At 37.8% G+C, this 24,277-nt stretch carries 23 protein-coding genes and 1 pseudogene; 18 read left to right on the forward strand and 6 right to left on the reverse strand.

The window, feature by feature from the left end; all coding sequences use genetic code 11:
- Window positions 1–61: 61 nt before the first annotated feature.
- Window positions 62–772, reverse strand: coding sequence for a DNA alkylation repair protein (locus RV13_RS15460; protein ID WP_060789488.1), 711 nt, complete (start codon window positions 770–772; stop codon window positions 62–64).
- Between the two features lie 87 nt (window positions 773–859).
- The gene (locus RV13_RS15465) at window positions 860–2,269 is read right to left on the reverse strand and encodes a peptidoglycan DD-metalloendopeptidase family protein (RefSeq protein WP_010746154.1); all 1,410 of its coding nucleotides are present in this window, start codon (window positions 2,267–2,269) and stop codon (window positions 860–862) included.
- Between the two features lie 323 nt (window positions 2,270–2,592).
- Between RV13_RS15465 and RV13_RS15470 the strand changes: the two genes are divergently transcribed.
- Both RV13_RS15470 and RV13_RS15475 read left to right on the forward strand, forming a co-directional pair.
- The gene (locus RV13_RS15470; RefSeq protein ID WP_010746155.1) at window positions 2,593–3,069 is read left to right on the forward strand and encodes a GAF domain-containing protein; all 477 of its coding nucleotides are present in this window, start codon (window positions 2,593–2,595) and stop codon (window positions 3,067–3,069) included.
- A gap of 117 nt (window positions 3,070–3,186) precedes the next feature.
- Window positions 3,187–3,414 (forward strand): hypothetical protein, encoded by a 228-nt coding sequence (locus tag RV13_RS15475; RefSeq protein ID WP_010746156.1) that lies wholly within the window; start codon window positions 3,187–3,189, stop codon window positions 3,412–3,414.
- 229 nt (window positions 3,415–3,643) lie between these two features.
- On the opposite strand, the gene icd is transcribed toward RV13_RS15475, so the two are convergent.
- Both icd and acnA read right to left on the reverse strand, forming a co-directional pair.
- On the reverse strand, window positions 3,644–4,879 hold the full coding sequence (gene icd / locus RV13_RS15480; RefSeq protein WP_010746157.1) for an NADP-dependent isocitrate dehydrogenase: 1,236 nt from the start codon (window positions 4,877–4,879) through the stop codon (window positions 3,644–3,646).
- Window positions 4,879–7,527 carry an aconitate hydratase AcnA gene (gene acnA, locus RV13_RS15485; RefSeq protein WP_010746158.1) on the reverse strand — a complete coding sequence of 883 codons (2,649 nt, stop codon included), beginning with the start codon at window positions 7,525–7,527 and terminating at the stop codon, window positions 4,879–4,881. Before acnA ends, icd begins: the two co-directional genes overlap by 1 nt.
- Before the next feature lie 168 nt (window positions 7,528–7,695).
- Between acnA and RV13_RS15490 the strand changes: the two genes are divergently transcribed.
- Complete coding sequence (locus RV13_RS15490) at window positions 7,696–9,039, forward strand: citrate/2-methylcitrate synthase (protein ID WP_010746159.1); 1,344 nt, start codon at window positions 7,696–7,698, stop codon at window positions 9,037–9,039.
- Between the two features lie 31 nt (window positions 9,040–9,070).
- Here the strand turns inward: RV13_RS15490 and RV13_RS15495 are convergent, their stop codons facing one another.
- Window positions 9,071–9,859, reverse strand: a complete 789-nt coding sequence (locus RV13_RS15495) for a Cof-type HAD-IIB family hydrolase (protein WP_010746160.1) — start codon at window positions 9,857–9,859, stop codon at window positions 9,071–9,073.
- Window positions 9,860–10,106: 247 nt separating this feature from the next.
- Here RV13_RS15495 and RV13_RS15500 point away from each other — a divergent pair, with 247 nt between their 5' ends.
- The 10 genes from RV13_RS15500 to RV13_RS15545 all read left to right on the forward strand — a co-directional run bounded on the left by RV13_RS15500 (window position 10,107) and on the right by RV13_RS15545 (window position 19,196).
- A complete protein-coding gene (locus tag RV13_RS15500; RefSeq protein WP_010746161.1) occupies window positions 10,107–11,090 on the forward strand; it encodes a LacI family DNA-binding transcriptional regulator in 984 nt (327 codons plus the stop codon).
- Window positions 11,091–11,274: 184 nt separating this feature from the next.
- On the forward strand, window positions 11,275–12,015 hold the full coding sequence (locus RV13_RS15505; RefSeq protein ID WP_010746162.1) for a sugar phosphate isomerase/epimerase family protein: 741 nt from the start codon (window positions 11,275–11,277) through the stop codon (window positions 12,013–12,015).
- A gap of 108 nt (window positions 12,016–12,123) precedes the next feature.
- The gene (locus RV13_RS15510; protein ID WP_010746163.1) at window positions 12,124–12,369 is read left to right on the forward strand and encodes a hypothetical protein; all 246 of its coding nucleotides are present in this window, start codon (window positions 12,124–12,126) and stop codon (window positions 12,367–12,369) included.
- A gap of 13 nt (window positions 12,370–12,382) precedes the next feature.
- Window positions 12,383–13,654, forward strand: a complete 1,272-nt coding sequence (locus RV13_RS15515; RefSeq protein WP_010746164.1) for a hypothetical protein — start codon at window positions 12,383–12,385, stop codon at window positions 13,652–13,654.
- 68 nt (window positions 13,655–13,722) lie between these two features.
- Window positions 13,723–14,685, forward strand: a complete 963-nt coding sequence (locus RV13_RS15520) for a sugar kinase (protein ID WP_010746165.1) — start codon at window positions 13,723–13,725, stop codon at window positions 14,683–14,685.
- Complete coding sequence (locus RV13_RS15525) at window positions 14,682–15,305, forward strand: orotidine 5'-phosphate decarboxylase / HUMPS family protein (protein ID WP_010746166.1); 624 nt, start codon at window positions 14,682–14,684, stop codon at window positions 15,303–15,305. Before RV13_RS15520 ends, RV13_RS15525 begins: the two co-directional genes overlap by 4 nt.
- Window positions 15,305–15,847, forward strand: coding sequence for a 6-phospho-3-hexuloisomerase (hxlB, locus tag RV13_RS15530; protein ID WP_010746167.1), 543 nt, complete (start codon window positions 15,305–15,307; stop codon window positions 15,845–15,847). Before RV13_RS15525 ends, hxlB begins: the two co-directional genes overlap by 1 nt.
- Before the next feature lie 9 nt (window positions 15,848–15,856).
- On the forward strand, window positions 15,857–16,495 hold the full coding sequence (locus RV13_RS15535) for a bifunctional 2-keto-4-hydroxyglutarate aldolase/2-keto-3-deoxy-6-phosphogluconate aldolase (RefSeq protein ID WP_010746168.1): 639 nt from the start codon (window positions 15,857–15,859) through the stop codon (window positions 16,493–16,495).
- Window positions 16,496–16,752: 257 nt separating this feature from the next.
- A complete protein-coding gene (locus tag RV13_RS15540; protein ID WP_010746169.1) occupies window positions 16,753–17,946 on the forward strand; it encodes an amidohydrolase in 1,194 nt (397 codons plus the stop codon).
- A 2-nt stretch (window positions 17,947–17,948) separates the two neighbouring features.
- On the forward strand, window positions 17,949–19,196 hold the full coding sequence (locus RV13_RS15545; protein WP_028020647.1) for an MFS transporter: 1,248 nt from the start codon (window positions 17,949–17,951) through the stop codon (window positions 19,194–19,196).
- 50 nt (window positions 19,197–19,246) lie between these two features.
- Here RV13_RS15545 and RV13_RS15550 read toward each other — a convergent pair whose 3' ends face one another.
- Window positions 19,247–20,011, reverse strand: a complete 765-nt coding sequence (locus RV13_RS15550) for a DeoR/GlpR family DNA-binding transcription regulator (RefSeq protein WP_010746171.1) — start codon at window positions 20,009–20,011, stop codon at window positions 19,247–19,249.
- A 222-nt stretch (window positions 20,012–20,233) separates the two neighbouring features.
- Between RV13_RS15550 and ulaG the strand changes: the two genes are divergently transcribed.
- The 5 genes and pseudogenes from ulaG (at window position 20,234) to RV13_RS15575 (ending at window position 24,277) form a co-directional block, all read left to right on the forward strand.
- A complete protein-coding gene (gene ulaG / locus RV13_RS15555; protein WP_010746172.1) occupies window positions 20,234–21,301 on the forward strand; it encodes an L-ascorbate 6-phosphate lactonase in 1,068 nt (355 codons plus the stop codon).
- Window positions 21,302–21,318: 17 nt separating this feature from the next.
- Entirely contained in the window at window positions 21,319–21,777 is a 459-nt protein-coding gene (locus RV13_RS15560) for a PTS sugar transporter subunit IIA (RefSeq protein ID WP_010746173.1), read from the forward strand.
- Window positions 21,778–21,789: 12 nt separating this feature from the next.
- A complete protein-coding gene (ulaA, locus tag RV13_RS15565) occupies window positions 21,790–23,280 on the forward strand; it encodes a PTS ascorbate transporter subunit IIC (protein WP_060789487.1) in 1,491 nt (496 codons plus the stop codon).
- A 41-nt stretch (window positions 23,281–23,321) separates the two neighbouring features.
- Window positions 23,322–23,620: pseudogene (locus tag RV13_RS15570) on the forward strand (PTS sugar transporter subunit IIB).
- Window positions 23,621–23,635: 15 nt separating this feature from the next.
- The gene (locus tag RV13_RS15575) at window positions 23,636–24,277 is read left to right on the forward strand and encodes a 3-keto-L-gulonate-6-phosphate decarboxylase UlaD (protein ID WP_010746176.1); all 642 of its coding nucleotides are present in this window, start codon (window positions 23,636–23,638) and stop codon (window positions 24,275–24,277) included.

Raw genomic sequence — 24,277 nt, forward strand, 5'->3', positions numbered from 1 at the left:
TCTATCAGTCCTAGAAATTATAGAGCCATAAAAATACCGCACTTGAACAGGTGCGGTATTTTTATCTATTTCTCCCCATTTTAGAATTGGATGAGATGAGGCGTGAGCGTCCTGGTGCTTGAACTAAAAGGATCAGTTCTTTCAATGCATCATTTGAGATCCATTGCTTTGCTTTTGATTCCTGTAATTTCATCGCATTTGAAGTTTCAATTGCTAGACTTTTTGCTTCTTCACTCGTTTTTCCTAACTCTCTCAATGCCCACGAAGCAGCCTTTTTTACCAAAATTCGTTCATCATCCGAATTACCTTCAATAAGTTTTAAGTATCTCTTGATTTCTTCGATAGATAAAGAAGCATGTGTGGAAGTGCTGGCGATTAAGGAAAAGGCGGCACGTTTATAAAATATTTTATCTGAATCAATCCAATTAAGAATAAAACAATCAAAATCATCCTGCTTGATCAAAATATTTTTACAAAATAAATCACAGAGATCCCAAGAAAAAATTCCTTTCATAAAATAATCGATATCTTGAACAGTGCAATCGGTAGGTTTTATTGCTAAGATTGTAAGTATTTTACATTCGTGAAAATTGGTTTGCCATAGCTTCATCAGAAATTCCTTTTCCTTTGGAAGTTTCTTGGCTAACTTACGTAAATCCGGAGTAGCAACTCCAATTGTATTTTCGGAAGGGATTCCTAGCTTAGTAATACTTGTTTTGAATTTTTCAGAAGAAGACTTCTGTAAAAAAGTAAGAATCTCATCAATAGTCACGCACATCTTCCTTTCTGACCAAATAAAAGTGTGAAACAAGAATCAGATACAGTCTGACCATTCTTGTTCCACACTTTTTAAATCATATTAAATACCTAATAGTGGGGCAGGATTAACGAAGCCTGACCATAAAGCAGTAGAAACTCCAAAGTGTAGATGAACACCAGTTGAGTTGCCTGTTGTTCCCATGCCGCCTAATACTTGGCCGGCACTCACTTCAGAACCAACACCAACACTAGGCGCAGAGACCATATGCATGTAATAAGAGTAGTAACCATCTGGATGTTGAATGACTACATGATTCCCTGCAGACCAGTGGAAGCCAGCTTCAACAACTTTTCCACCTTTAGAGGCCATGATTGGTGTGCCAGCAGAACCAGCGAAGTCGATACCGTCATGCTGGGTACCAGAAGCTCCAGTAGGGTCTTGACGAGGTCCGAATGGACTAGTAACTACTAAACCAATTGATAGAGGAGAAGCCCAGCCGCTACTGTTTGTAGTGGGTTTTGACTCTGTTTCTGTTGTAGCCGTTGGATTCGTTGTTACTTGACTTGCGCTTGTATCTGTCACTGTTTGAGCTTGCTCTTGCTGTTGTTTCGCTTGCTGTTCTTGCTGTTGAGCTTCTAATTGAGCGATTTCCGCTTCTTGTTTTTGTTTAGCAGTCTCAGCCTCAGCAGCTTGCTTTTCCGCTTCTTCCGCTGCTTTTTGAGCTTCTTCTGCGGCTTTTTTCGCTTGTTTCTCAGCTTCGGCTTGTGCTTTAGCACGCGCTTCTTCTTCTTTCTTGCGTTGTTCTTCTAAAGCCTTCAATGCTTCTTGGCGTTTTTTTTCTGCTTCTTCTTTTTGTTTTTCATATTTTTCTTTTTGACCTTTTTCTGTTGCAATGCTTGCTTGAATCTCATTGATTTTCACTTGCTGATCCAATTTCGTTTGTACCAGTTGGTCTTGTTTTTCCTTTAATTCAGCAGTTTTCTTATTAATTACTGCTAAACGTTGCTCCGCTTCTTTTTCAAGCTTTTCAAGCTCAGCTTTATCTTTTGTTTGTTGTTCCATGATATTTTTACTAGCTGTTAAAATAGTAGAGACAGCCATGGTTTTCTTCACAGCTTCACCAACTGATTTAGAGTTGATTACGGCATCCACGATAGAAGCAGAATCATGCTTGGTTTGAACATCTCTTGCTTGATTACGAATCTGTTCTTCACGTTTTTGAATTTTTTCTTGAAGGACACCAATCTTAGCAGTTAAGTCACTCATTTTCTTTTCTTCATTGGTTTTTTCTTTCAAGACTTCGCTAACTTCTTTTTCTACAGCTGCAACTTGTTGTTCTACAGCCGCTTTTTGATCCTCAGCAGATTGCTCTGTTTGCTGCAACTCAGAGATTTTTTTATCTTGATCGGCAATCTTTTGATCATATTCATCTGCCAAGACGCTCAATGGAGTACTAGTTAATGTTAAGGCACATAAAGTTAGCGCCGTATATTTTTTCAACTTAATCAATGGATTCCCTCACTTTTTTCATCTTTCGGATTCAATTATATAAGAAGATATGAATAAAAACTTTAAAGTATTTGAATTTTTATCTAACCGTATAGTTTGTAACGAGAATGAAATATTTAAGTGGGAAAATAAGCAATAATTCACTTGACAGAATGTCAATTTGGTGAGCGAGATAAAATTTTATTTTCGAATGGCTCTTTTCAGTTAATGGAGTTATTCATTAAGTTAGGGTAGAATAAACCAAAAGTTATTAGTTTACTAAGGATTCGATATTTCGAATAAACTATTAACTAAATATATTTGTATAAAAATGGGGTTACTTTATGACTTGGAAAAATCAGGAAGCGAAAGAGGAAGCATATAAACTGTTGCTATTACAACAAAAAGCATTATTGGAAGGTGAAACAGATTTAATAGCAAACTTAGCAAATTCATCTGCATTATTAAATCAAACGTTGCAAGACACAGTTTTTGCTGGGTACTATTTGTTCAAAAATGATGAGTTGATCTTGGGGCCATTTCAAGGGAATGTTTCCTGTGTCCATATCGCGATGGGAAAAGGAGTTTGTGGAGAAGCAGCTGAAAAAAATCAAACATTAATTGTTGATAATGTATTAGAACACAAAAATTACATTGCCTGTGATTCTGCTGCTCGTTCGGAAATTGTTGTACCTATGAAGAAGGGGAATAGCTTAATTGGTGTATTAGACTTAGACAGTTCGGAAATTGGTATGTACGATCAAATTGACAGATTTTATTTAGAGCAATATGTCTCATTATTATTAGAAAATATCGGTTAAAATTACGAATGTTGCTTAAAAACACGCTTATTTCATAAATAACACCCTTAATGTGGCTTTTTAATCCGCTTAATGCTACTATATAAGTGTAGTATAAAACATTAATGAGGTGGTTGAATGAATAAAGAAGCGATTATTGTAGGGGAAAGCTATGAGTGCCGTAAAACTGATTTTGCTCGGCCGATCATTGGAGAAGTAATCCGTAAAGAGAGTAACGGCTGTATCGTAAATGTTGAACGCTTTTACGGGTTGGATGCAGATAAGATTGACCAAGTAAACGGGCAAGTGTTGATCAAATATAGTGAAGTTGCCGGAATCATTTCTAAAGAATGTTTCTTTAGTTAAAAAGACCGTCCTGTTAAAAAAGCACTCAGAATGATTTTCTGAGTGCTTTTTTGATGTGTCATAATAAAACTATTTTGGCCACATTATTTAAATAACGGCACCTTTTTTATTATAAACTATAAAAAAAGAGAATAACGGAGCTAAAATCCTTTTTTAAGTGGCTTATTACTTAGAAATAAACGCATGTAACACCCATGACGAACGTGATATCATGGGTGTTTGCTTTATTTTATAGTTTTTCATAGATAAAGGAAGTTAAGTAATTCGCAAATTCAGTTGTAGACAGTTCATCGATATTCAGCATTTGAGCGAAATCATGAGTCATTTTTTGTTTCTGGAGTGCTTGTTCAATAGCTTTCACAATTTTTTGACTTGCTTCAAACCACCCAAGGTGATCTAGCATCATCGTTGCTGACAAAAGTAGAGAACAAGGATTAGCCCAGCCCTTCCCAGCAATATCTGGGGCAGTGCCGTGAGTTGCTTCAAAAATAGCGTGCCCAGTTTTGTAATTAATGTTGGCACCTGGGGAAATGCCTATACCACCAACTTGAGCAGCTAAAGCATCTGAAATATAGTCACCATTTAAATTGGTAGTAGCTACTACTTGATATTTCTCGGGATAAAGCAGAATTTGTTGCAGAAAGTTATCAGCAATTACATCATCGACAATAATCTTTCCTGAAGCCTGGGCATCTGCTAATGCTTTCTCTGCTTTTTCAATTGTTGAATCTGCAGAGATATTTTTATAATGATTCATAGTGAAGGCTTGAGGATAATTTTTTTCAATAAAATCATAACCCCAATTTTTAAACCCACCTTCAGTAAATTTCATAATGTTTCCCTTATGAATTAATGTGACGCGTTTTTTTCCTTGTTCAATCGCATAGTCTAACGCAGCGGCTACCAATCGTTCACTGCCTTCTTGGGAAATCGGTTTGATTCCTAGCGCACTTGTCGCAGGGAAACGAACTTTGGTGACAGAGAACTGGTCTGTCAAAAAATTCATAAGCTTTTCAACTTCTTCGGAATCTTTAGCAAATTCAATACCCACATACACATCTTCCGTATTTTCACGAAAAATGGTCATGTTCGTTTTCTCAGGTTCCTTCAAAGGTGATGGAACTCCTTTAAAATAGCGTACGGGTCTAACACAAGCGTAGAGATCCAACTCTTGACGCAAAGTGACATTCAATGAGCGAAAGCCTTCTCCAATTGGAGTCGTTAATGGCCCTTTTATAGCGATCTTATGCTTTTTGATAGCTTCCAGTGTTTCATCTGGAAGCCAAGTACTTTTTTCATTGAAAGCTTTTTCGCCAGCAAGAATTTCTAGCCAATCAATTTTGCGTTCATCCGAATATGCTGAGGAGACCGCTGCATCAACAACTTGTTTTGTAGCTTGCCAGATTTCTGGGCCGATTCCATCGCCTTCAATATAGGGGATGACTGGATTGAATGTGTATGTCATTAAGCTTGCTCCTTTTGCATTTTTTTGTTGATAACAAGTGGTAGAATACCCTGATTTTTCCAATAAGCAATGTCTGCTTCGGAATCGAAACGTAATTTTACTTGGAAGGCGATATCTTTTTCGCCTTTGGCAGTCACATGAATGATTTGATTGATCTCTGGTTCTGCAGGAAGGGCAAAACTGTAGCTTTCCAAACCGTTCAAACCGAGTGTTTCTGCTGATTCACCTGGAAGATATTCAAAAGGAATAACGCCCATCATGACAAGGTTACTACGATGAATTCGTTCATAACTCTCTGCCAGTACTGCTTTGACACCTAAAAGATTTGTTCCTTTAGCAGCCCAGTCGCGGGAAGAACCCATGCCGTAATCTTTACCAGCAAGAATAATTGTCCCAATACCTTCGTTTTGATAGCGCATAGCAGCATCGTAAATCGAAAGCTCCTCTCCTGTAGTAGAAAGCTTCGTAAATCCCCCTGTTGTATCAGGGACTAGTTGGTTTTGAATACGGATATTTCCAAATGTACCACGCATCATTACCTCGTGATTTCCACGTCTTGATCCAAAAGAGTTAAATTCTTTATAAGTCAATCCATGTTCTTTTAGGTATTTACCGGCAGGTGATTGAAGTCCAATGTTACCCGCTGGTGAAATGTGGTCCGTTGTTACTGTATCTCCGAATTTAGCCAATACTTGGAGATTTATCAATGAATTATTCTTATTTTCTTGATCGAGATTTGTAAAGAAAGGGGGATTAGCGATATAAGTCGACGTATCATCCCAGTCGTAACAATCACCATCTGAGGTTTCGATTTTGTTCCAACGTTCATTTGATTGATAAACATTCTTATATGCTTCTCTAAAATCTTCGGGATTTAAAAAATTATTGATATAATTATTTACCTCTTCTTGAGAAGGCCATAAGTCAGCTAAATAAATTTCTTTTCCGTTAACTTCAGCAAGTGCTTCTTTTGTTAAATCCTTTTTGATAGAGCCAGCTAAAGCATAGGCGATTACTAATGGCGGTGAGGCTAAATAGTTCGCCTTGATTAATGGATGAATACGTCCCTCAAAATTTCGATTACCCGACAAAACAGCGGAAACAACGAGCTCACTTTCTTTTAAAGTAGTTTCAATCTCATCATCTAAAGGGCCGGAGTTACCAATACATGTCGTGCAGCCATAACCCACAATATCAAAGCCTAGTTTAGCTAAAGGATCTAGCAAGTTGCCTTTTTCTAAATACTGCGTCACAATCTTTGAACCTGGGGCCAAAGAAGTTTTGATAGTTGACGGAACTTTTAGTCCCAGTTCAACCGCTTTTTTAGCTAACAAGCCAGCAGCTACCATGACAGACGGGTTACTAGTATTTGTACAACTAGTAATAGCCGCTAAAGCTAAATCGCCAGTTTCAATAAATTGATCGGTCCCTTGAATTGTTTCTTTCCGAGTGAATTCTTCCGGTGTTAGGCCAAAGCCTTTCGGTCCACTTGGGTTTGTTAACGATGATTCAAAATTGTCAGCGACATCTGCTAACGGAATACGATCCTGAGGTCTTTTAGGGCCAGCGACAGAAGAGTGTACTGTTGACAGATCTAATTCTATGATACGTGTATATACAGGAGTTTCACTTCCATCATAAAATAGCTGATTTTGCTTTGCATACGCTTCGACTAACTCGACTTGCTCAGAGGAACGACCTGTTAAATGAAGGTAGTTTAAGGTTTCTTCATCAATCGGACAGAAACCGCAGGTAGCACCATATTCAGGTGCCATATTTGCAATTGTTGCTCGGTCGGAAAGACTGAGTGTTTTATAGCCGGATCCAAAATATTCAACAAATTTACCTACTACTTTTTCATTACGCAGGAGTTCAGTTAAATAAAGCGCTAAATCTGTTGCTGTTACTCCTGGGCTTAACGTTCCAGTTAATTCTACTCCAATGACTTCAGGAGTAGGGAAATAGGAGGCCTCGCCTAGGATAGCAGCTTCCGCCTCAATCCCTCCGACCCCCCAACCCAGTACTCCTAATCCATTAATCATTGTGGTATGAGAATCTGTTCCTTCGAGAGAATCGGGATAAAGTAGATTCTGATCATTTTTTAAAATTACATCTGAAAGGTATTCAAGGTTAACCTGATGGATGATTCCTGTCTCTGGAGGAACCACCTCAAAGTTATCAAAAGCTTGTTGAGCCCATTTAAGAAATTGATAGCGTTCGTGGTTTCGTTCAAACTCTTTTTCAGTATTGTAAGCTAAACTGTCTTTTGTACCTGCGCAATCCACCTGTACAGAGTGATCAACAACCAATGTGACTGGAATTTCAGGGTTGATTACTCTAGGATTTCCCCCTAGTTTAACAACAGCATCACGCATAGCAGCGAGGTCCACTACTGCCGGCACACCTGTAAAGTCTTGTAAAACGACTCGTGACGGACGAAAAGGAACAACGCCTGTTGGTTTCTTTGCATCAAAAGCGATTAAATTCTCTAAATCAGCTAATTCATTATGCCGCGCTAAGCTTTCTAGTAAGACTCTTATGCTAAATGGATAATCAGCAATTTTTTTCTGATAAGCACTGACAATTTCTGAAAGATCGTAGTATGTATAATGTTCGTCATTCACAATAAGCTCTTTTTTCCAATTCAATACAAAATCCCTCCTAAATACGTTATCATTTAAAATCAGATGGGTTTATTATACGAATAAAAAAAAAGAAAGTAAATGAAATTATTAAAAGTATTTCATTTTACGCCAATGGTGTTATAATGTTTCTTAACCCGATTGTAAAATAAAAATGGTTAGGAGGACACAGAGATGTTAGATTTGAACCAAATGGCTGAGGTATGCCGAAAAGAAGATTATTTAGAGGCTTCTTTATATAGGAAACACAATGTTAAAAAGGGTTTGCGTGACCTCGATGGAAAGGGTGTTTTAGCTGGTTTAACCAATATTTCTACGATTCATCCCCAAATTATGGATGGGGACAAGATCATCTCCAAGTATGGAGAGTTACGTTATCGTGGAATAGATATCAATGAATTGGTAAACGGTTTTGTTTCGGAAGAGCGTTTAGGGTTTGAAGAAATCAGTTATTTGTTATTATTTGGTACCTTGCCGACACAGGCTGAACTTGAAGAATTCAGATCTCAGATTGGTAAAAGGCGAACACTTCCTACAAACTTTGTGCGAGATGTTATTATGAAGGCGCCATCACACAATATCATGAACATGATGGCTCGAAGCGTTCTAACATTAGGATGTTATGATAAAAAAACTGATGATGTTAGTATAGAAAATGTACTGGATCAAAGCTTGTCTCTTATTGCTACATTTCCAATGATCGCGGTCTATTCCTATCATGCGTATAATCATTATACAAAAGGAGATAGTATGTATATTCATCGGCCAGATGAAAATCTTAGCACAGCAGAAGCAATCTTAACAATGTTACGGCCAGATAAAAAGTATACTTTCCAAGAGGCACAGACATTGGATATGGCCCTTGTTTTACATATGGAACATGGCGGAGGAAATAACTCAACGTTTACAACCAGAGTAGTAACTTCCAGCGGGACAGATACTTATTCAACGATTGCAGCAGCATTAGGTTCATTGAAAGGACCTAAACACGGTGGCGCAAATATCAAAGTTACACAAATGATGGAAGATTTGAAAGCGACTGTCAACGATTGTGAAGACGAGAACGAAATTAGAGATTATTTGGAAAAAATACTGAATAAAGAGGCCTTTGATAAACAAGGGCTGATTTATGGGATGGGGCACGCGATTTATGCTGAATCTGATCCGCGCGCAGAAATTTTTAAACGATATGTTGAAAAATTAGCGGCAGAAAAGGGATCAGAAGCATCTGCCGAGTTTAATTTGTACCGCAAGGTTGAACGCTTAGCACCAGAGATTATTTCTGAAAAACGTAAAGTCTATAAAGGAGTCAGTGCGAACATTGATTTCTTCAGCGGGTTTGTCTACCATATGCTCGATTTGCCGCAGGAGTTGTATACACCAATGTTTGCAATCGCTCGGATTGTCGGCTGGTCCGCTCATCGAATTGAAGAACTAATCAACGTACAAAAGATTATTCGTCCAGCTTATATGGAAGTCTCAGAGGACCGTGTGTACCAAGAACTGATCAAACGATAAAAAAACCGTCAGAATATTTCTGACGGTTTTTCTAATCCGTAATTAACCCTAGCTCTATACAAGCATTCCAAATCCCATCATCAGATACTGATGATGTCACATGAGCAGCCTTTTCTTTCAAAGCAGATACGGCATTACCCATGGCAACAGGGAAGCCTACCACATCAAACATAGTGAAATCATTTTCTTCATCACCGAAGGCTAAAGCTTGTTCTGTCGAAATGTTCATGGCGTTACATATTTTCTGAATCCCTTCTGCTTTTGTTCCGCTCCTCAAATGAATGCTTGCTGCGACAGGAGCTACCTTTTCAGCAATTAGAATGGAGTCTTTGGGTAGCTGGTAATCAATTGTCTCATTCCAAGGAACAAGAAGCTGAACAACATCATTGGGTAATGGATCATGACTTTTTAAAATATTATTATCTGCAATCTGATGCTTCATTGTTTTATTCGATTCAAAGCAATATAAATTGTGTGGTGTTTCAATCAAGCAGTCAATTTCTCGTTCTTGTAGATGATCTAACACATTATTTAGTAAATTGGGAGACAATACATTTTTGTGAATCATCTTTCCCTGATAGTGAACACAATTACCATTAGAAGAAATAATGCTACTTACTCCTAAGTCAGAAGCAAATTCATCGATTAATTGGTAGTGCCGCCCCGAAGCTATCACAGGTTCAATATTATTTTCTTTTAGCTGCTTTAGTGCTTTTTTTGCAGAATCCGGAATGCGATCCAGAAAAGATAAGTGATGTGGTAATCGATGGTCCACTAGTGTACCGTCAATGTCAAAAAAGGCCACATGATAATCATTCATACGTTTTCCTCCTTAATGAATTCGATTACACTAATTATAAAAGAAAAAAGGCGATACAGCACGAAACTTTTTAAAACCCTTCTGTTAATGTGAACGTAATGAGTTCGATAGCAAAGTAACTAATGATTTGCATAAAAAAACGTTTAGAAGTATAAAATAAAATTAAAACAATTTCAGCAAAAGGCTAATCTTTCCAATTGCTTAGAAATTCGCTACAATAATAAAAAAGATAGTTGGAGCGTACGAAATGAAAAAAATTACAATCAAAGAGGTTGCCGAAGAAGCAGGGGTTTCTAAAACAACGATCTCTCGATTTTTAAATAATAACTATGGCAATATGTCTAAAGAGACAAAGGAAAAAATAGCGGAAGTAATTGAACGGTTGAATTACCGTCCTAGTAAGCAGGCCCAAGCATTAAAATCAAAACACAGCTATTTGATTGGTGTTGTGGTTGCCGATATTTCCAATCTTTATTCCTCCTTATTATTAAAAGGAATCGGATCGATTCTTGAAAAAAGCGGCTACCAAATGATTATTGTGGATGCTGCAAATTCCGTAAAACAAGAAAAAGAACTTTTGGAAAAACTGATTGATCAAAACGTCGAAGGAATTATTTTACAACCATCCTCACGACAAACGGCCAATTATGATTTCATTACTGAACGTAATATTCCATTATTATTAGTTGATCGACAAACTGAGCCAGAAAAGTGGTCTTCCGTGATGACCAATAATATCGACTCGACACAAGAAGTTATAGAGAAGGCGCTAGCTAAAGGGTATGAAAATGTAGTTGTTATTAGCGAACCCGTACAAGATGTGAGTACCAGAGAACTCCGTTATGAGACGGTTAAGAAAACAATGGAGAAAGCTGGTAAAGGATGGAAGTTGCTTGAAGTAACAGATGAAGATCAATTAACTGAATCTTTGCCACCGATTATCGCTGATACAAGAAAAAATTTACTCTTTGCATCAAATGGCCGAGTTTTAATGGATGTTCTTGCTTGGCTGATCCAACATGGAATCAAAATACCAGAGGATGTGGGAATTACTGGTTTCGATGATTGGAATTTAACAGAGCTCGTTGGACCAGGAATAACGAGTATCGAACAGCCATCTAGAGAAATTGGGAAAATTGCTGGTCAATATTTGATGGATCTGTTAATTAAACGTGAAATACAGCGGGAAATTATCGTGCCTTCAGTTATTCGTTGGCGGAAATCAGTTTAATTTAGTTATTTTAAAAAAGATGTTTTTCTAAGATAAGTTATGTTTGGAAACCGATTTCTAAACATAGCTTATTTTATTTTGTTCAAAAAAATGTTTTTTTAAAATGAAACCGTTGACATTGTTTGGAAACCGGTTTACTATACGTATATAGAAACCGGTTAACCAATTGAAGGGAAGCGAAATTATGAAGAAAGAAAAATTAGTTCTAAATTTTTTAGTTTTTGCTGATAAAGTTAAAGATGGAGCACTTCAGGCTAATTTATTACAGAAAGCCGCAGACTTAGGATTTACACAGGTTGAAATTAGAAGAGAGTATTTTAGAGATATTAACGAAGAAAAAACTGTTATTGAATCAGAAGCGAAGCGCTTGGGGCTAGACTTGTTTTACAGTGTTCCTGATGAGGTCTACGTTAATGGAAAAATCAATCCCAAGTTAGAACAATATGTGATTGAAGCAAAACAAATGGGTGTTAAGCATATTAAATGGAACATTGGCGACTACAATGGTGAACTCTATCTGAACGAATTGAAAGCGCTTCTTGATAGGGGTATAGCTATTTCAATTGAAAATGATCAAACCCAAACATCTGGAACAATCGTTGCAATTGACACTTATATGAAGGCTGTGACAAAAGCAGGCGTTAACATTGGGTATGTTTATGATCTTGGAAATTGGCGATTTGTTGGAGAAGATGAAAGAGCGGCTGCTGAATTACTAAAAGATTATGTACAGTATATCCATGTAAAGGATGTTCAATTGGTAGACCAAAAACCACAGGCTATTGGGCTTGATCATGGGGAAATTGATTGGCGAAAAGTTTTACAAATTTTACCACAAGACGTTCCTGTCGCAATTGAGTATCCAACAATTACTACTACTGAAATTTTAGAGGCAAAGAAATTATTAGAAGAAAACGGTAAGTAAAAGTGTCTAGATGACAAACTGGCGCGTCGCTCTTTTGAGTTGTGTCGGATTGTCGAAAGGTCAAACAAAATACAACAAATTCATTCATATAGTTTAGGAGGAAGTATTATGACCGAGCAACAAACAAAGATTGATCCAGAAAAATTTGCGTATCATTTTATGGAAACGATTCATCGACCAGAGATTGATAAAGAAAATATGGAGGGTGCCGCAAAAGAAGCATTGGCAGCATACTTGACTTGTTACTATTTAATTCAAAAATTTAATCATATGGAAAATGATTTTTTTGTTGAAGATCATGGGAAACCAATCTCAAAATATCAACGTATCTTAAGTGAGTTAAATAAATATTAGGAGGTGAACCACCGTGGGGAGTGCAATAACTGGAATACTATTAGCAGTAACTTTTATCATTTTTGTTCTTTATGCTATGAAGGGCGGGAACTTAACTGTTGGTTTCTTTGTAATGGCTGTTCTGTGGACAATCATCGGAATGGTTCCCTTTAATACGGCTGTTAAAGAAATCTTTACTGAACCCGTATTGAATTATGGGAAAACAGCTTCATATATCATCTTCGGTTCATGGTTTGGCCGAGTGTTGGTTGATACGGGGATTGCTGGTAGTATCAGTCGCCGTACAGAAAAGGTTGGAAAGAAGAGTCCAGTCTTAGCTACGATTTTAATCGCTCTTGTAATCGCTTTAATATTCACTAGTTCATATGGTGTGGGTTCTGCTATAGCAGTTGGAGTCATTTTATTCCCAATCATGTTTTCAATCGGTGTACCAAAAAATATTGCAGTATCTATTTTTACTATCGCAATTGGTGCAGCGATGTATGTCAATAATGTATTGTTCGTTCAATTTCAAGTTTTTTTTCCAAAAGTTGAATGGGGTCCGCACTATCAACGTTTTGGTTTTGTAGCGATGGGCCTCCAAATGGTGATTTTGATCCTATTTATCTTGTTTAATGCGAAGAAAATTCGAAATGGCAAGCCTGAGATCATTGAAAGTGATAGTGAAGAAGAAATTGTTGAAGTCCCTGTCTGGACCTATGTGTTGCCAGTCATGCCTGTGGCATTAAGTATTTTTGCTAAATGGGATGCGGTACCAGCACTCTTATTATCTACAATTATTGCCTTCGCTGCTACTGGTAATATGAAACGTTATAGCAAATTTGTCACTATGATGAATGAAACCGCTAAACATGCAATTAGTGACATTGCTGGCTTATTGATTATGCTGTTTGTCTTAACGATGTTCCAATCCGCCGCAGTTCATGCAATGAGTGGTTTCACTAGTGTATTCCAAGAGATCATTCCAAGCAGCAAGCTTGTTCTAATCATTATTGTGGCCATTATCGCACCACTTTCGTACTTCAGAGGACCATTGATGTTGTATGGTGCAGGTGCTGCTACTGCGGCAATCTTGGTAGGAACGGGGATGTTTGACCAATACTTCTTATATGGATTGCTAGTTGTACCGTCCATGATGGGGGTATCTGCATGTATTACTCAATCATGGAACTTATGGTCTGTCCAATATGCTGGGTTAGACACCAAAACCTTCCTATTGACAGGAATGCCATGGGCTTGGGCTGCGACTGTTCTAAATTTAGTCGCTGCATATATCTTGCTGTAACAAATAACTATTAGTTTCATTATTTAAATGACTTGAAAATACATTAAATTTGAAAAGGAGTAATAAACATGAGTGAATTTTTGACTATCGGAGAACCTATTGCATTATTTGGATCGGAAGAGGTCGACAAGTCTCTAAAAGACGCTTGCCACTTTCAAAAATTTCTTGCTGGTGCAGAAGTAAATGTTGCCGTCGGAGTATCACGTTTAGGGCATAGCAGCGAATACATTACACAGGTCGGAAAAGATCCTTTCGGTGAATTTATCATTGACCGCTTGCATGAGAATAAAATTGGAACCGATTATATTTCTGAAACTGCTGATTTTTGGACAGCATTTCAATTAAAGGATCGTGTCAGTCAAGGAGATCCAAGTATTTTCTACTTCCGTAAAGGATCCGCGGCAGCGCATTTTGATCAGGCTGTGTTGGATAAAATTGATTTTTCGGAAGTAAAGATGGCGCATCTATCGGGTATTTTCCCAGCGATTTCAAAAGAAGCGCAAAAAGCGTTCAGGTACTTAATCAATCTATTAGAAAAAAATCAAATTCGAACAACGTTTGATCCTAATCTGCGCCCTCAACTTTGGGCGAGCCAAGAAGAAATGATAACAACAATCAATGATTTAGCGTCACATGCTGAGATTGTGTTACCAGGCATCAATGAGGGTGAAATTTTAATGGGTAGCCGTGAGCCTGAAGCAATCGCAGATTTTTATCTAAATAATGGTGAGGCTACTCAAACAGTCATCGTAAAATTAGGCACTGATGGCGCATATGTAAAACAGAAAGACAGAACGAGTTATACTGTACCAGGCTTTACAGTTGAAAAGGTTGTGGACACTGTTGGCGCAGGGGATGGATTTGCGGTGGGATTAATCACTGCTTTAATGGAAGAAAAAACATTAGAAGAGGCAGTTGTTCGAGCCAATGCAATCGGTGCGATGGCTGTTCAGTCACCTGGAGATAATGACGGTTACCCAACACCGCAGGAGTTAGAAGAATTTTTACAAAAACAGGAAGTGGAAGCATGAGATTACAAACAGCAATTGACCGTGTCTCAATGGAAGATGCAGTCCATTTAGCGGAACAATTAAATGGTAAAACAGACATTTTAGAAATGGGCACGTCATTAGTGAAGGATTATGGTAATTTAGCGATAGAAAAATTGAGAGAAGCATTGTCAGAAACTAGTTTACTGGTAGACAGTAAAACTATTGATGAAGGTGCCTATGAGTTTACACAGGCATTTCGTCACGGAGCTGATATTGTTACTGCGATGGGGGCAGCATCTGTCGAAACTTTGAAAGCATGCTATGAAGTAGCGGAGCAGGAGAAGAAAACGATGATGATTGATCTGTTAGAAGTTGAAGAGGATAAGATTGAGAAAATCAAGGGCTTTCCAAATGCGATTTACGCGCTGCACCATTCTATTGATCGTAAAGATCAGTTTGATACAACAGCTGGCGTTGCAGCTTTTCGAAAAAGATTTCCAGAAATTAAACGACTGGCAATTGCGGGTGGCATTGATTTACAGCAGGCAAAGTCTTTAACAGAACAAGGGATTATTGAAATCATCATAGTAGGATCAAAAATTACCAAAGCTAAAGATCCTTTACAAGCAGTAAATGAATTTATGGGAGCTGTTCACTAATGAAAACAATCGAAACAATTATGCAAGAAATCAATCAAGTTATGGAATTAGTAGATGAACAAGAATTAGATCAAGCAATGCCACTGATCCAAAAGAACAAACGAGTTTTTGTTATCGGTGCGGGTCGAAGTGGCTTTCAGGCAAAAGGGTTTGCTATGCGTTTGATGCATATAGGCTATACAGATTATGTTATGGGTGAAACAATCACTCCGTCTATTCAAAAAGGGGATACATGGATTGCCATTTCAGGATCAGGAACTACAAAGGGTATAGTGGCAGATACTGAAGCAGCAAAAAAAATGGGCTTGTCTATTATTGTTTTGACAAGTGATAAAGAGTCGCCGTTGGCAAAATTAGCTGATCGAGTGATTATAGTACCAGGAGCGACTAAAACAGGCGCGGGTGTAAAATCTATTCAACTATTGTCCACTCTGTTCGATCAAACGGTACACATCACCTTAGATGCATTAACGTTGAAACTTGCTCAGAGAGATCAAACATCAAATGAAGATGCGCTTCACGAACATGTGAATGTAGAGTAGGTGAAAACAATGAAAAAGTCTGAAGTACTTACACGTATTGAAAAAGCTGGTGTCGTCGCTGTAATAAGAGAAAAATCTAGTGAAGATGCTTATAACGCTGCCAAAGCAGTTGTAAAGGGAGGAATAAAAGGAATTGAAGTAACCTTTTCTGTTCCACAAGCAGCGAAACTAATCACCAATCTGAAAAAAATGGTTGAAAGTGATTCCGAGGTTGTCATAGGCGCAGGAACCGTTTTAGATGTGATAACTGCTCGTTTAGCGATTGAAGCGGGAGCAGAATTCATTGTTAGCCCATGTTTTGATCAGACAACCGCTGAGCTTTGCAACCTATATCAAGTTCCATATATTCCCGGGTGTATGACTGTGACAGAAATGCAGCAGGCAATGAAAAGCGGCTCAGAGATTGTAAAACTATTTCCAGCTAATAATTTTACACCACAAATGATCAAAGCAGCGAAAGCACCTTTGCCCCAGGTGAATATCATGCCTACTGGGGGTATTAATCTAGATAATTTATCAGAATGGAAACAAGCAGGTGCGGTAGTTGTAGGTGTAGGCGGTAATTTATTTAAGGATGTAAAAGAAAATGGCTTTATTCAAGTAACAAATGCGTCGAAAGAATATTTGGAAAAATGGCAAAATAGCTAATACTTTTTTTGATAGTTTTCTTGTTTATTGAAAAATAGACAAGAAAACTAATTTTTTTATAAAATTAAACAACTTGCGTAATTTTATGTGCAAAACGCATACGCATTTTAACCAAAAATATTTGCAATTATTTATTCATTTTTATAAATAAAAATAATAAAATTGTATTTTATATTCTCCTAGAATCCTTGTAAATAGGCGGAAACATATGATAATATTTCTTTGTTAAGGAAATTTATTCTTTAAAGGAGGAAATTATGAATAATTTTGAAGAAGAGCTCCACCTGATTCTTGAAAGTAAAAAAGAGTGTATGATTGACATTCGACGTTATTTACACGCGCATCCTGAGTTATCTTTCAAGGAACAAAAAACAGCGAAGTACATTGCTGAGTTTTATCAAGAGCTAGATTGTAAGGTGGAAGAAAATGTAGGCGGTTACGGAGTAGTTGTTGAAATTGACAGTGGAAAGCCGGGGAAGAATGTAGCGTTGCGAGCTGATTTTGATGCGTTACCAATCCAAGAGGAAACAGGGTTGCCTTTTGCATCAGAAATCCCTGGGGTAATGCATGCTTGTGGTCATGACGCTCATACGGCTTATATGCTGATCTTAGCAGAGAGTCTAATCGAAATGAAGAATCGATTGAATGGGAAAATTACAATTCTTCATCAACCTGCAGAAGAAACACCGCCTGGAGGAGCTATCCAAATGATTCAAGATGGTTGTCTTCAAGGGGTGGACCATGTGCTTGGTTGTCATGTAATGTCTGGATTTGATTTAGGAACTGTTTATTATCATGCTGGAGCAACACAAACCGGACGTGCAACATTCAAATTAAAAATCCAAGGGAAAGGGAGCCATGGATCGATGCCAAATGCAGGAATCGATGCTGTATTAGTCGGAAGCCAGATTGTTGTCAATCTACAAAGTATTGTCAGCAGACGTGTGAATCCATTTGATATGACGACTTTAACTGTTGGCTCTTTTGACGGAAAAGGTTCTGCGAATGTTCTGAAAGATGCTGTTTTTCTTGAAGGGGACATTCGCATGATGAATGAGGCGAGTCGATCAACTGTTAAAGAGGCTTTTGAAGCTGTAGTTAAGGGTGTTTGTGAAGCCTATGGTGCTTCTTTCGAGCTAGATTATGTTGACGATTATCCAGTTTTGATGAATGATCCAGACTTGACTGGTTTTGTTGCAAACTGCTTAAAGGAACATCCTTTTACAGAATTAAAAAATGTTATTGACAGTGGACCAATCGCACCTTCTGAAGACTTTGCCTATTATTGTCAAGAAAGGCCTAGCTGTTTCTTTTATATAGGGGCAACAGGAGAAGGACAAACTGCTTATCCTCATCACCATCCCAAATTTGATATTGATGAAGCATCTATGCTGATTGCTGCTAAATCAATGGCGACTATTGTTTCAGGCTATTTTAGTCAGGAGACTTAGTTATGGGGGATAAAAAGATTTTCTACGGATGGAAAGTTGTCATCGGATGTGTATGTATTACCGCGACAGTTGTTCCAATGGTTATGTCACTAGCTAACGTTTATCTTCTATCTGTCACAGAAGATATGGGGATTTCTCGCAGTGCTTTTACTTTAGTAAATACCATTACACAATCGATGGGTATAGTATTTTCTCCATTTGTGGCACGAAAATTGGCAACTGGAAATCTAAAAAGGATTCAAACGATCGCGTTACTGTTATTCATTGTGGCATATTTTAGCTTTTCATTTGCCACGGCTGTCTGGCAACTATATCTATTGGCAATTGTATTGGGAGTTGCTTACACAAGCAGTACATTGATTCCTGTAAGTATGATTATTACGAACTGGTTTGAGGAAAAGCGTGGATTGGCGATGAGTATTGCTATGGCAGGCATAGGATTGGGGGGATTCATTTTCAGTCCCGTACTGAGCTACTTGTTAGCAAATTTCGGCTGGCGTGCTTCCTATCGAATTATCGCAATTCTATTGTTGGTCATTACCATTCCCGTCTCATTGTTTGTGCTGAAAAAAACGCCGACAGAAATGGGCTTACAGGCTTATGGTGCCAGTGATAAGTCCATTCAAGCGGAAAGGGCAGAAAGCAAAGAAACGCTAAAGATCAATCAACTAATCAAACAGCCGGTCTTTTTAATGCTGGTGATTGGTATTTTCTGTAATGGGTTGCTGAATTCTGGATCATTAGGGCAGTTTCCGCCAGCTCTTGAAGAAATGCATGGGGTAGTTGTAAAATCCTCTATCATTTCGTTGTATTCTTTAGTCGGAGTTTTTGGGAAATTAATATTAGGCTGGATTGATGATCGGTTTGGAACAGTAAAAAGTACAATATTTGGATGTAGCTTCATGACATTAGCTTTTATTTTGTTACTAAATGGGCATCAGATTGTGATGGTCTATCTGATGGCAGTCTGTTTCGGATTAGGAACACCTATTGGGACCGTATCGCCACCACTAATTACGGCTCGTATTTACGGCAGAAAACATTATGCTGACGTTTATGGATTAATTAGTAGTATTTCACAGGTTGGCTTAACATTCGGTTCTTTATTAATAGCGAATATCTATGACAAAACAGGTTCCTATCAAACAGGTTGGCAATTACTGATTGCTTTAACGATTATTACAATGTTCACTTGGATATTTTCAATGCAAATACCGAAACGAAAAGGCAATACCTTAGAAGCTGAATAGTAAAACAAATACCCTTCAAACATCGTAACAGTGTTTGAAGGGTATTTGTTTTACTCAATTTGAATTACTTTTACTCCGGCATTCATGATTTCGCTCAATCCTTTTTGTGAGCAAAATTGATCGGTTATCAAGTAATCAAAGACAGATATATCCGCAATTTTGAATTTTGAGGTCAGTCCGATTTTTCGATGATCAGCAACTAGAATTTTACATCTAGTTGTTTTATTGATCATCATTTCATTAATAGTAGACTCATTTAGGATTTTAGTTGTAACCCCATCTTCTACGCTGACACCGCTGCAGCCGATGACACAAACATCTGCATTCATTGAAGAGATTGTATTTAATGCAATATCACCGACTAATGCTTCTTTTGGAAATCGCATTTCTCCCCCTGTCAGAATATAACTGCAATTATCTTTGTGAGGGGAGTAATTGACTTTTACATTGTTGGTAACAATCGTTAGATGATTGGAATGAATAAAGTCTAAGGTTTTTAATGCGGTCGAGCTTGAATTAATGAATAGTGTATCGTAATCGTTAATATATTTACTAGCTTCTCTTGCAATCGCTTGCTTGATTCTTTCTGGACCAGATTGATCAAAGTCGGTCTTATTATCATAATTGTAGGAGCAGTAACCATAATTACGGATAATATCGTTCTTTTCTTCCAATAAGTTTAAATCTCTCCGAATCGTACTAATCGATACGCCTAAAGACTGCGCCAGTTCAAGAGTCGTCATTTGTTCCGATTGCTGGAGTAGCTCTAGAATCTCTTTTTGACGTTTATCGATATTTATGAGTGAGTTCTTCATTGTTTTACCTCCTATAGGACACTTAGTCTGTATAAATGATTTTAATCATCGAGAAGTTCGTTTAAAATTCTTTAACCGCTTACATTATACTAAGAAAATCATTAAAAATGGAAAGAAAATCATATAAAGAGTAGAAAGTCATATAAAAGGGTTTTCATAGCTTCGAAAACACTTTAAGCTTTAAATGTAAGTCAGAACAAACATATGTGAGGAGCAATCATAATGAGTAAAAACATCAATGAAGTTACTAAAGAAAGCTGGGTATTAGATACCTTTCCCGAATGGGGAACATATTTAAATGAGGAAATTGAATCAGAAGTAGTTAAAGAAGGAACTTTCGCTATGTGGTGGTTGGGCTGTACAGGAATTTGGCTGAAGAGCCATGAAGGAACCAATATCTTGTGTGACTTATGGTGCGGAACGGGGAAACGTAGTCATGGTAACGGTATGATGAAAAAAGGCCATCAAATGATGCGAATGAGCGGTGTACAAAAGATGCAGCCTAACTTACGGACACAGCCATTTGTCATCGATCCTTTTGAAGTGAAAAATGTCGATGCTCTTGTCGTAACACATATCCATTCCGATCATCTTGATATCAATACAGCTGCAGCAGTTCATCAAAATTGTCCAGAAGCAAAATTTGTCGGTCCAACAGAAGTCGTTAACACTTGGTTGAAATGGGGGATTCCAAAAGAAAAGACAATCATTGTAAAACCAGGAGATGAAGTCAAAATCAAAGATATTAATGTAGTTGCTTTAGAAGCCTTTGACCGGACGGCCTTAGTAACTTGTGAAGACCCAGAAGTAACATTAAAAGGGAAAGTACCGCAAGACATGGATCAAATCGCTGTGAACTATCTATTCGAAACATCTGGCGGCAATCTTTACCATGCAGGAGATTCACATTATTCAAATATGTTTGCTAAGCACGGAAATGAACACCAAATCGATGTTTGTCTTGGTGCCTATGGTGAAAATCCACGAGGTATCACCGATAAAGTAACTTCTGTGGATATGCTTCGGATGGCGGAATTGCTCAATGCAAAAGTGGTTATTCCAGTTCATTACGACATTTGGGCAAACTTCATGGCAGATCCAAAGGAAATCACTGAAATATGGAAATTCAAAAAAGATCGTTTGAAATATGATTTTAAACCATATATTTGGCAAGTTGGCGGGAAATTCATTTATCCAACAGATAGAGATGATCTTGAATTTAACTTCTATCGCGGTTTTGAAGATGCCTTCTCAGTAGAAAATGACACGCCATTTCCATCATTCCTATAGAAGAAAGGAGCAGCAACATGCTTAAATATTTTTTTGATAATGAACTAATCAACTATTCCGAAAAAGAAATAACGGATTGGCGAGAGGCGATTGCTGAAAGCTGCCATTTATTGTTGGATAAAAAGATCATCAATCAAACCTATGTGGATGAAATTATACGCTGTGTAGAAGATCATGGTCCTTATATAGTCATTGTTCCAGGAGTAGCAATGCCACATTCTTCTGAGGACAGCGAAGGGGTTTTTGGAACAGCGATCTCATTTACGAAAATGAAGAAGCCGATTCAATTCGATAGTAAAGACGAAGAAAAAGCTGCTATTTTATTTTTTACCCTAGCCGCAAAAAATGCTGAAGAACATATGGAAAACATTCAGAACTTGTCTGAATTACTGATGACAGAAGGTCTAATAGAGCGTCTTGTTGCGACAAATTCGATCGAAGATTATCAAACTGTGATGCAAGAGTATAACTTATAGGAGGAAGAAGTAATGGGTGACTTTTTGTTAAGTATTTGGACATATTTTGCAACAAACATTTTGACACAGCCAGCTTATCTGATCGGATTTATTGTGCTGCTGGGGTATATCTTACTGAAAAGGCCTCTTTATGAATGTGTCGCGGGCTTTTTAAAAGCGACTGTTGGCTACTTTATTTTAACTGTTGGATCAGGGGGCCTAGTAAATAACTTTCGCCCGATCTTAGTTGGATTAAAAGAACGCTTTAACTTAGATGCAATGGTAACCGATCCATACTTTGGACAAAACGCAGTGGATGCTGGGCTGATGGAAACCTTCGGCCGAACATTTGGAGACGTTATGATTTTATTATTGATCGCTTTCGTTATGAATATTTTATTGGTTCGTTTCCAAAAATACACGAAATTACGCTCCGTTTTTACAACAGGGAATGTGCAAATTCAACAGTCGGCCACTGCCTTTTGGATCTTATTGTTCTGCTTTCCAGATTTAGGAAGAATTCAAGTGTTGATCTTTATGGGATTAATTTTAGGCTGTTACTGGGCAGTTGCTTCAAACTTGACGGTAGGAATTACACAGGAATTAACGGAGGGGGCAGGTTTTGCTGTTGCTCATCAACAAATGTTTGGGATTTTTATCTTCGCAAAATTAGCTGAATGGATGAAAAAACGGGATGAGAAGAAAAATAAAGCTGAAAAAATGGATAAAAAGTTAGAAGATATTGAATTGCCAGGTTTTTTGTCAATCTTCAATGAAAATATGGTAGCAACATCTTTACTGATGCTTTTCTTTTTTGGAATCATTTTATTGGTGTTAGGTAAGGATTACTTAATTCAGGCAGAATTCATGCAAGAAGGACAAAGCTTCCTATTCTATATTATGACTACATCGCTGAACTTTGCTGTTTATCTGGCTATCTTGCAATTAGGAGTACGAACTTTCGTTGATGAACTGACTCAATCTTTCCAAGGAATTTCCAATACGATTTTGCCAGGCGCGGTTCCTGGGATTGACGTGGCTGCTACCTTTGGTTTTGGCTCACCTAACGCAGTGACAATTGGTTTCTTATTTGGTGCTTTAGGCCAGTTCTTAATGATCGGATTGCTAATTCTATTAAAATCTCCAACAATTGTTATTGCAGGATTTATCCCGTTATTCTTTGATAATGCAGTAATTGCTGTTTTCGCAAATAACCGTGGAGGGTTCAAAGCCGCTTGTCTATTTCTGTTTCTTTCGGGGATTATCCAAGTCGGAGGGTCGGCGCTATTTGCAACGTGGATTGGTATGTCAAAATACGGCGGCTATATCGGAATGTTCGACTGGGCGACAGCTTGGCCAGTATTTACAGTCATCATGAAAGTCTTAGGTTATATTGGAATCGCTGTCGTTGTGGTGGGGCTACTGATCATTCCGCAACTGCAATATCGGAAAAATCCAGAAGGCTACTTTATGATTGTGGATGATTACGAACAATATGCAGAGAAATATCAAGAGCAAAATTAATAAAAAAATAAATCGTTAAAACGAATAAGGAGGAAGTAATAATGAGAATTTTAGTATCTTGTGCGAACGGGTCTGGTACTAGCTTGATGATGATGAGAAGTGTGGAAAAGGCAATGAAAGAATTGAATGTGCCAATCACAAAGATTCACCATTGTGCGATTTCTGAAGGGAAAAGTTCCGCAACGCAATACGATGTCGTTTTTACTCCAGTAAACTTTTTAAATATGTTTACTCAAGCAGAAAAAAAGGTGTGACAGTAATCGGAATTAAGAACGTAATGTCCGCTAAAGAAATCGGCGAAAAATTTTCGGAATCAGAGTTATATCAAAAAACTAAGTAGAAGAGGAATTTCATAATGAGTAGACCAAATTTACAAATAGCATTGGATCATAATGATTTAGAACACGCATTAGCAGATATTTTTAAGGTAGGAGCTGTCGTTGATATTATTGAAGTAGGCACGATCTTGTGTTTACAAGAAGGACAAAAAGCAATTCGCTGTATTCGTGGAATGTTTCCAGAAAAAAAATTAGTCGCTGATACCAAATGCGCGGATGCTGGTGGAACAGTTGCGAAAAATGTCGCGAAGGCTGGGGCAGACTTCATGACGGTTATCTGCTGTGCGACGATTCCGACGATGAAAGCAGCGAAAAAAGAAGTGGAAGAATTACAAGTAGAGCTGTATGGGGATTGGACCTACCAGCAGGCTGAAGCTTGGCGTGAGATTGGAATCAAACAAGCAATTTACCATCAAAGCCGTGATGCTTTGCTATCTGGTGAAACTTGGGGCGAAAAAGATCTATCCAAAGTCAAAAAGTTGATTGAAATGGGCTTCAACGTTTCAGTTACTGGTGGGTTAGATGTAGATACATTAAAATTATTCGAAGGAATTGATGTGTACACCTTTATCACAGGACGAGGAATTACAGCGGCTCCCGATCCAGTACAAGCCGCTCAAAACTTCAAGGATGAAATCATCCGAATTTGGGGGCAATAA

It is taken from the genome of Enterococcus raffinosus (assembly GCF_001886185.1).
Classification (GTDB): Bacteria; Bacillota; Bacilli; order Lactobacillales; family Enterococcaceae; genus Enterococcus_A; species Enterococcus_A raffinosus.

What these genes read in the sequence shown, in the direction of transcription:
- RV13_RS15470 (WP_010746155.1), top strand. Translation starts at nt 2,593, where the DNA reads ATGACTTGGAAAAATCAGGAAGCGAAAGAGGAAGCATATAAACTGTTG.
- RV13_RS15475 (WP_010746156.1), top strand. Translation starts at nt 3,187, where the DNA reads ATGAATAAAGAAGCGATTATTGTAGGGGAAAGCTATGAGTGCCGTAAA.
- icd (WP_010746157.1), bottom strand. Translation starts at nt 4,879, where the DNA reads ATGACATACACATTCAATCCAGTCATCCCCTATATTGAAGGCGATGGA.
- RV13_RS15490 (WP_010746159.1), top strand. Translation starts at nt 7,696, where the DNA reads ATGTTAGATTTGAACCAAATGGCTGAGGTATGCCGAAAAGAAGATTAT.
- RV13_RS15495 (WP_010746160.1), bottom strand. Translation starts at nt 9,859, where the DNA reads ATGAATGATTATCATGTGGCCTTTTTTGACATTGACGGTACACTAGTG.
- RV13_RS15500 (WP_010746161.1), top strand. Translation starts at nt 10,107, where the DNA reads ATGAAAAAAATTACAATCAAAGAGGTTGCCGAAGAAGCAGGGGTTTCT.
- RV13_RS15505 (WP_010746162.1), top strand. Translation starts at nt 11,275, where the DNA reads ATGAAGAAAGAAAAATTAGTTCTAAATTTTTTAGTTTTTGCTGATAAA.
- RV13_RS15510 (WP_010746163.1), top strand. Translation starts at nt 12,124, where the DNA reads ATGACCGAGCAACAAACAAAGATTGATCCAGAAAAATTTGCGTATCAT.
- RV13_RS15520 (WP_010746165.1), top strand. Translation starts at nt 13,723, where the DNA reads ATGAGTGAATTTTTGACTATCGGAGAACCTATTGCATTATTTGGATCG.
- RV13_RS15525 (WP_010746166.1), top strand. Translation starts at nt 14,682, where the DNA reads ATGAGATTACAAACAGCAATTGACCGTGTCTCAATGGAAGATGCAGTC.
- hxlB (WP_010746167.1), top strand. Translation starts at nt 15,305, where the DNA reads ATGAAAACAATCGAAACAATTATGCAAGAAATCAATCAAGTTATGGAA.
- RV13_RS15535 (WP_010746168.1), top strand. Translation starts at nt 15,857, where the DNA reads ATGAAAAAGTCTGAAGTACTTACACGTATTGAAAAAGCTGGTGTCGTC.
- RV13_RS15540 (WP_010746169.1), top strand. Translation starts at nt 16,753, where the DNA reads ATGAATAATTTTGAAGAAGAGCTCCACCTGATTCTTGAAAGTAAAAAA.
- RV13_RS15545 (WP_028020647.1), top strand. Translation starts at nt 17,949, where the DNA reads ATGGGGGATAAAAAGATTTTCTACGGATGGAAAGTTGTCATCGGATGT.
- RV13_RS15550 (WP_010746171.1), bottom strand. Translation starts at nt 20,011, where the DNA reads ATGAAGAACTCACTCATAAATATCGATAAACGTCAAAAAGAGATTCTA.
- ulaG (WP_010746172.1), top strand. Translation starts at nt 20,234, where the DNA reads ATGAGTAAAAACATCAATGAAGTTACTAAAGAAAGCTGGGTATTAGAT.
- RV13_RS15560 (WP_010746173.1), top strand. Translation starts at nt 21,319, where the DNA reads ATGCTTAAATATTTTTTTGATAATGAACTAATCAACTATTCCGAAAAA.
- ulaA (WP_060789487.1), top strand. Translation starts at nt 21,790, where the DNA reads ATGGGTGACTTTTTGTTAAGTATTTGGACATATTTTGCAACAAACATT.
- RV13_RS15575 (WP_010746176.1), top strand. Translation starts at nt 23,636, where the DNA reads ATGAGTAGACCAAATTTACAAATAGCATTGGATCATAATGATTTAGAA.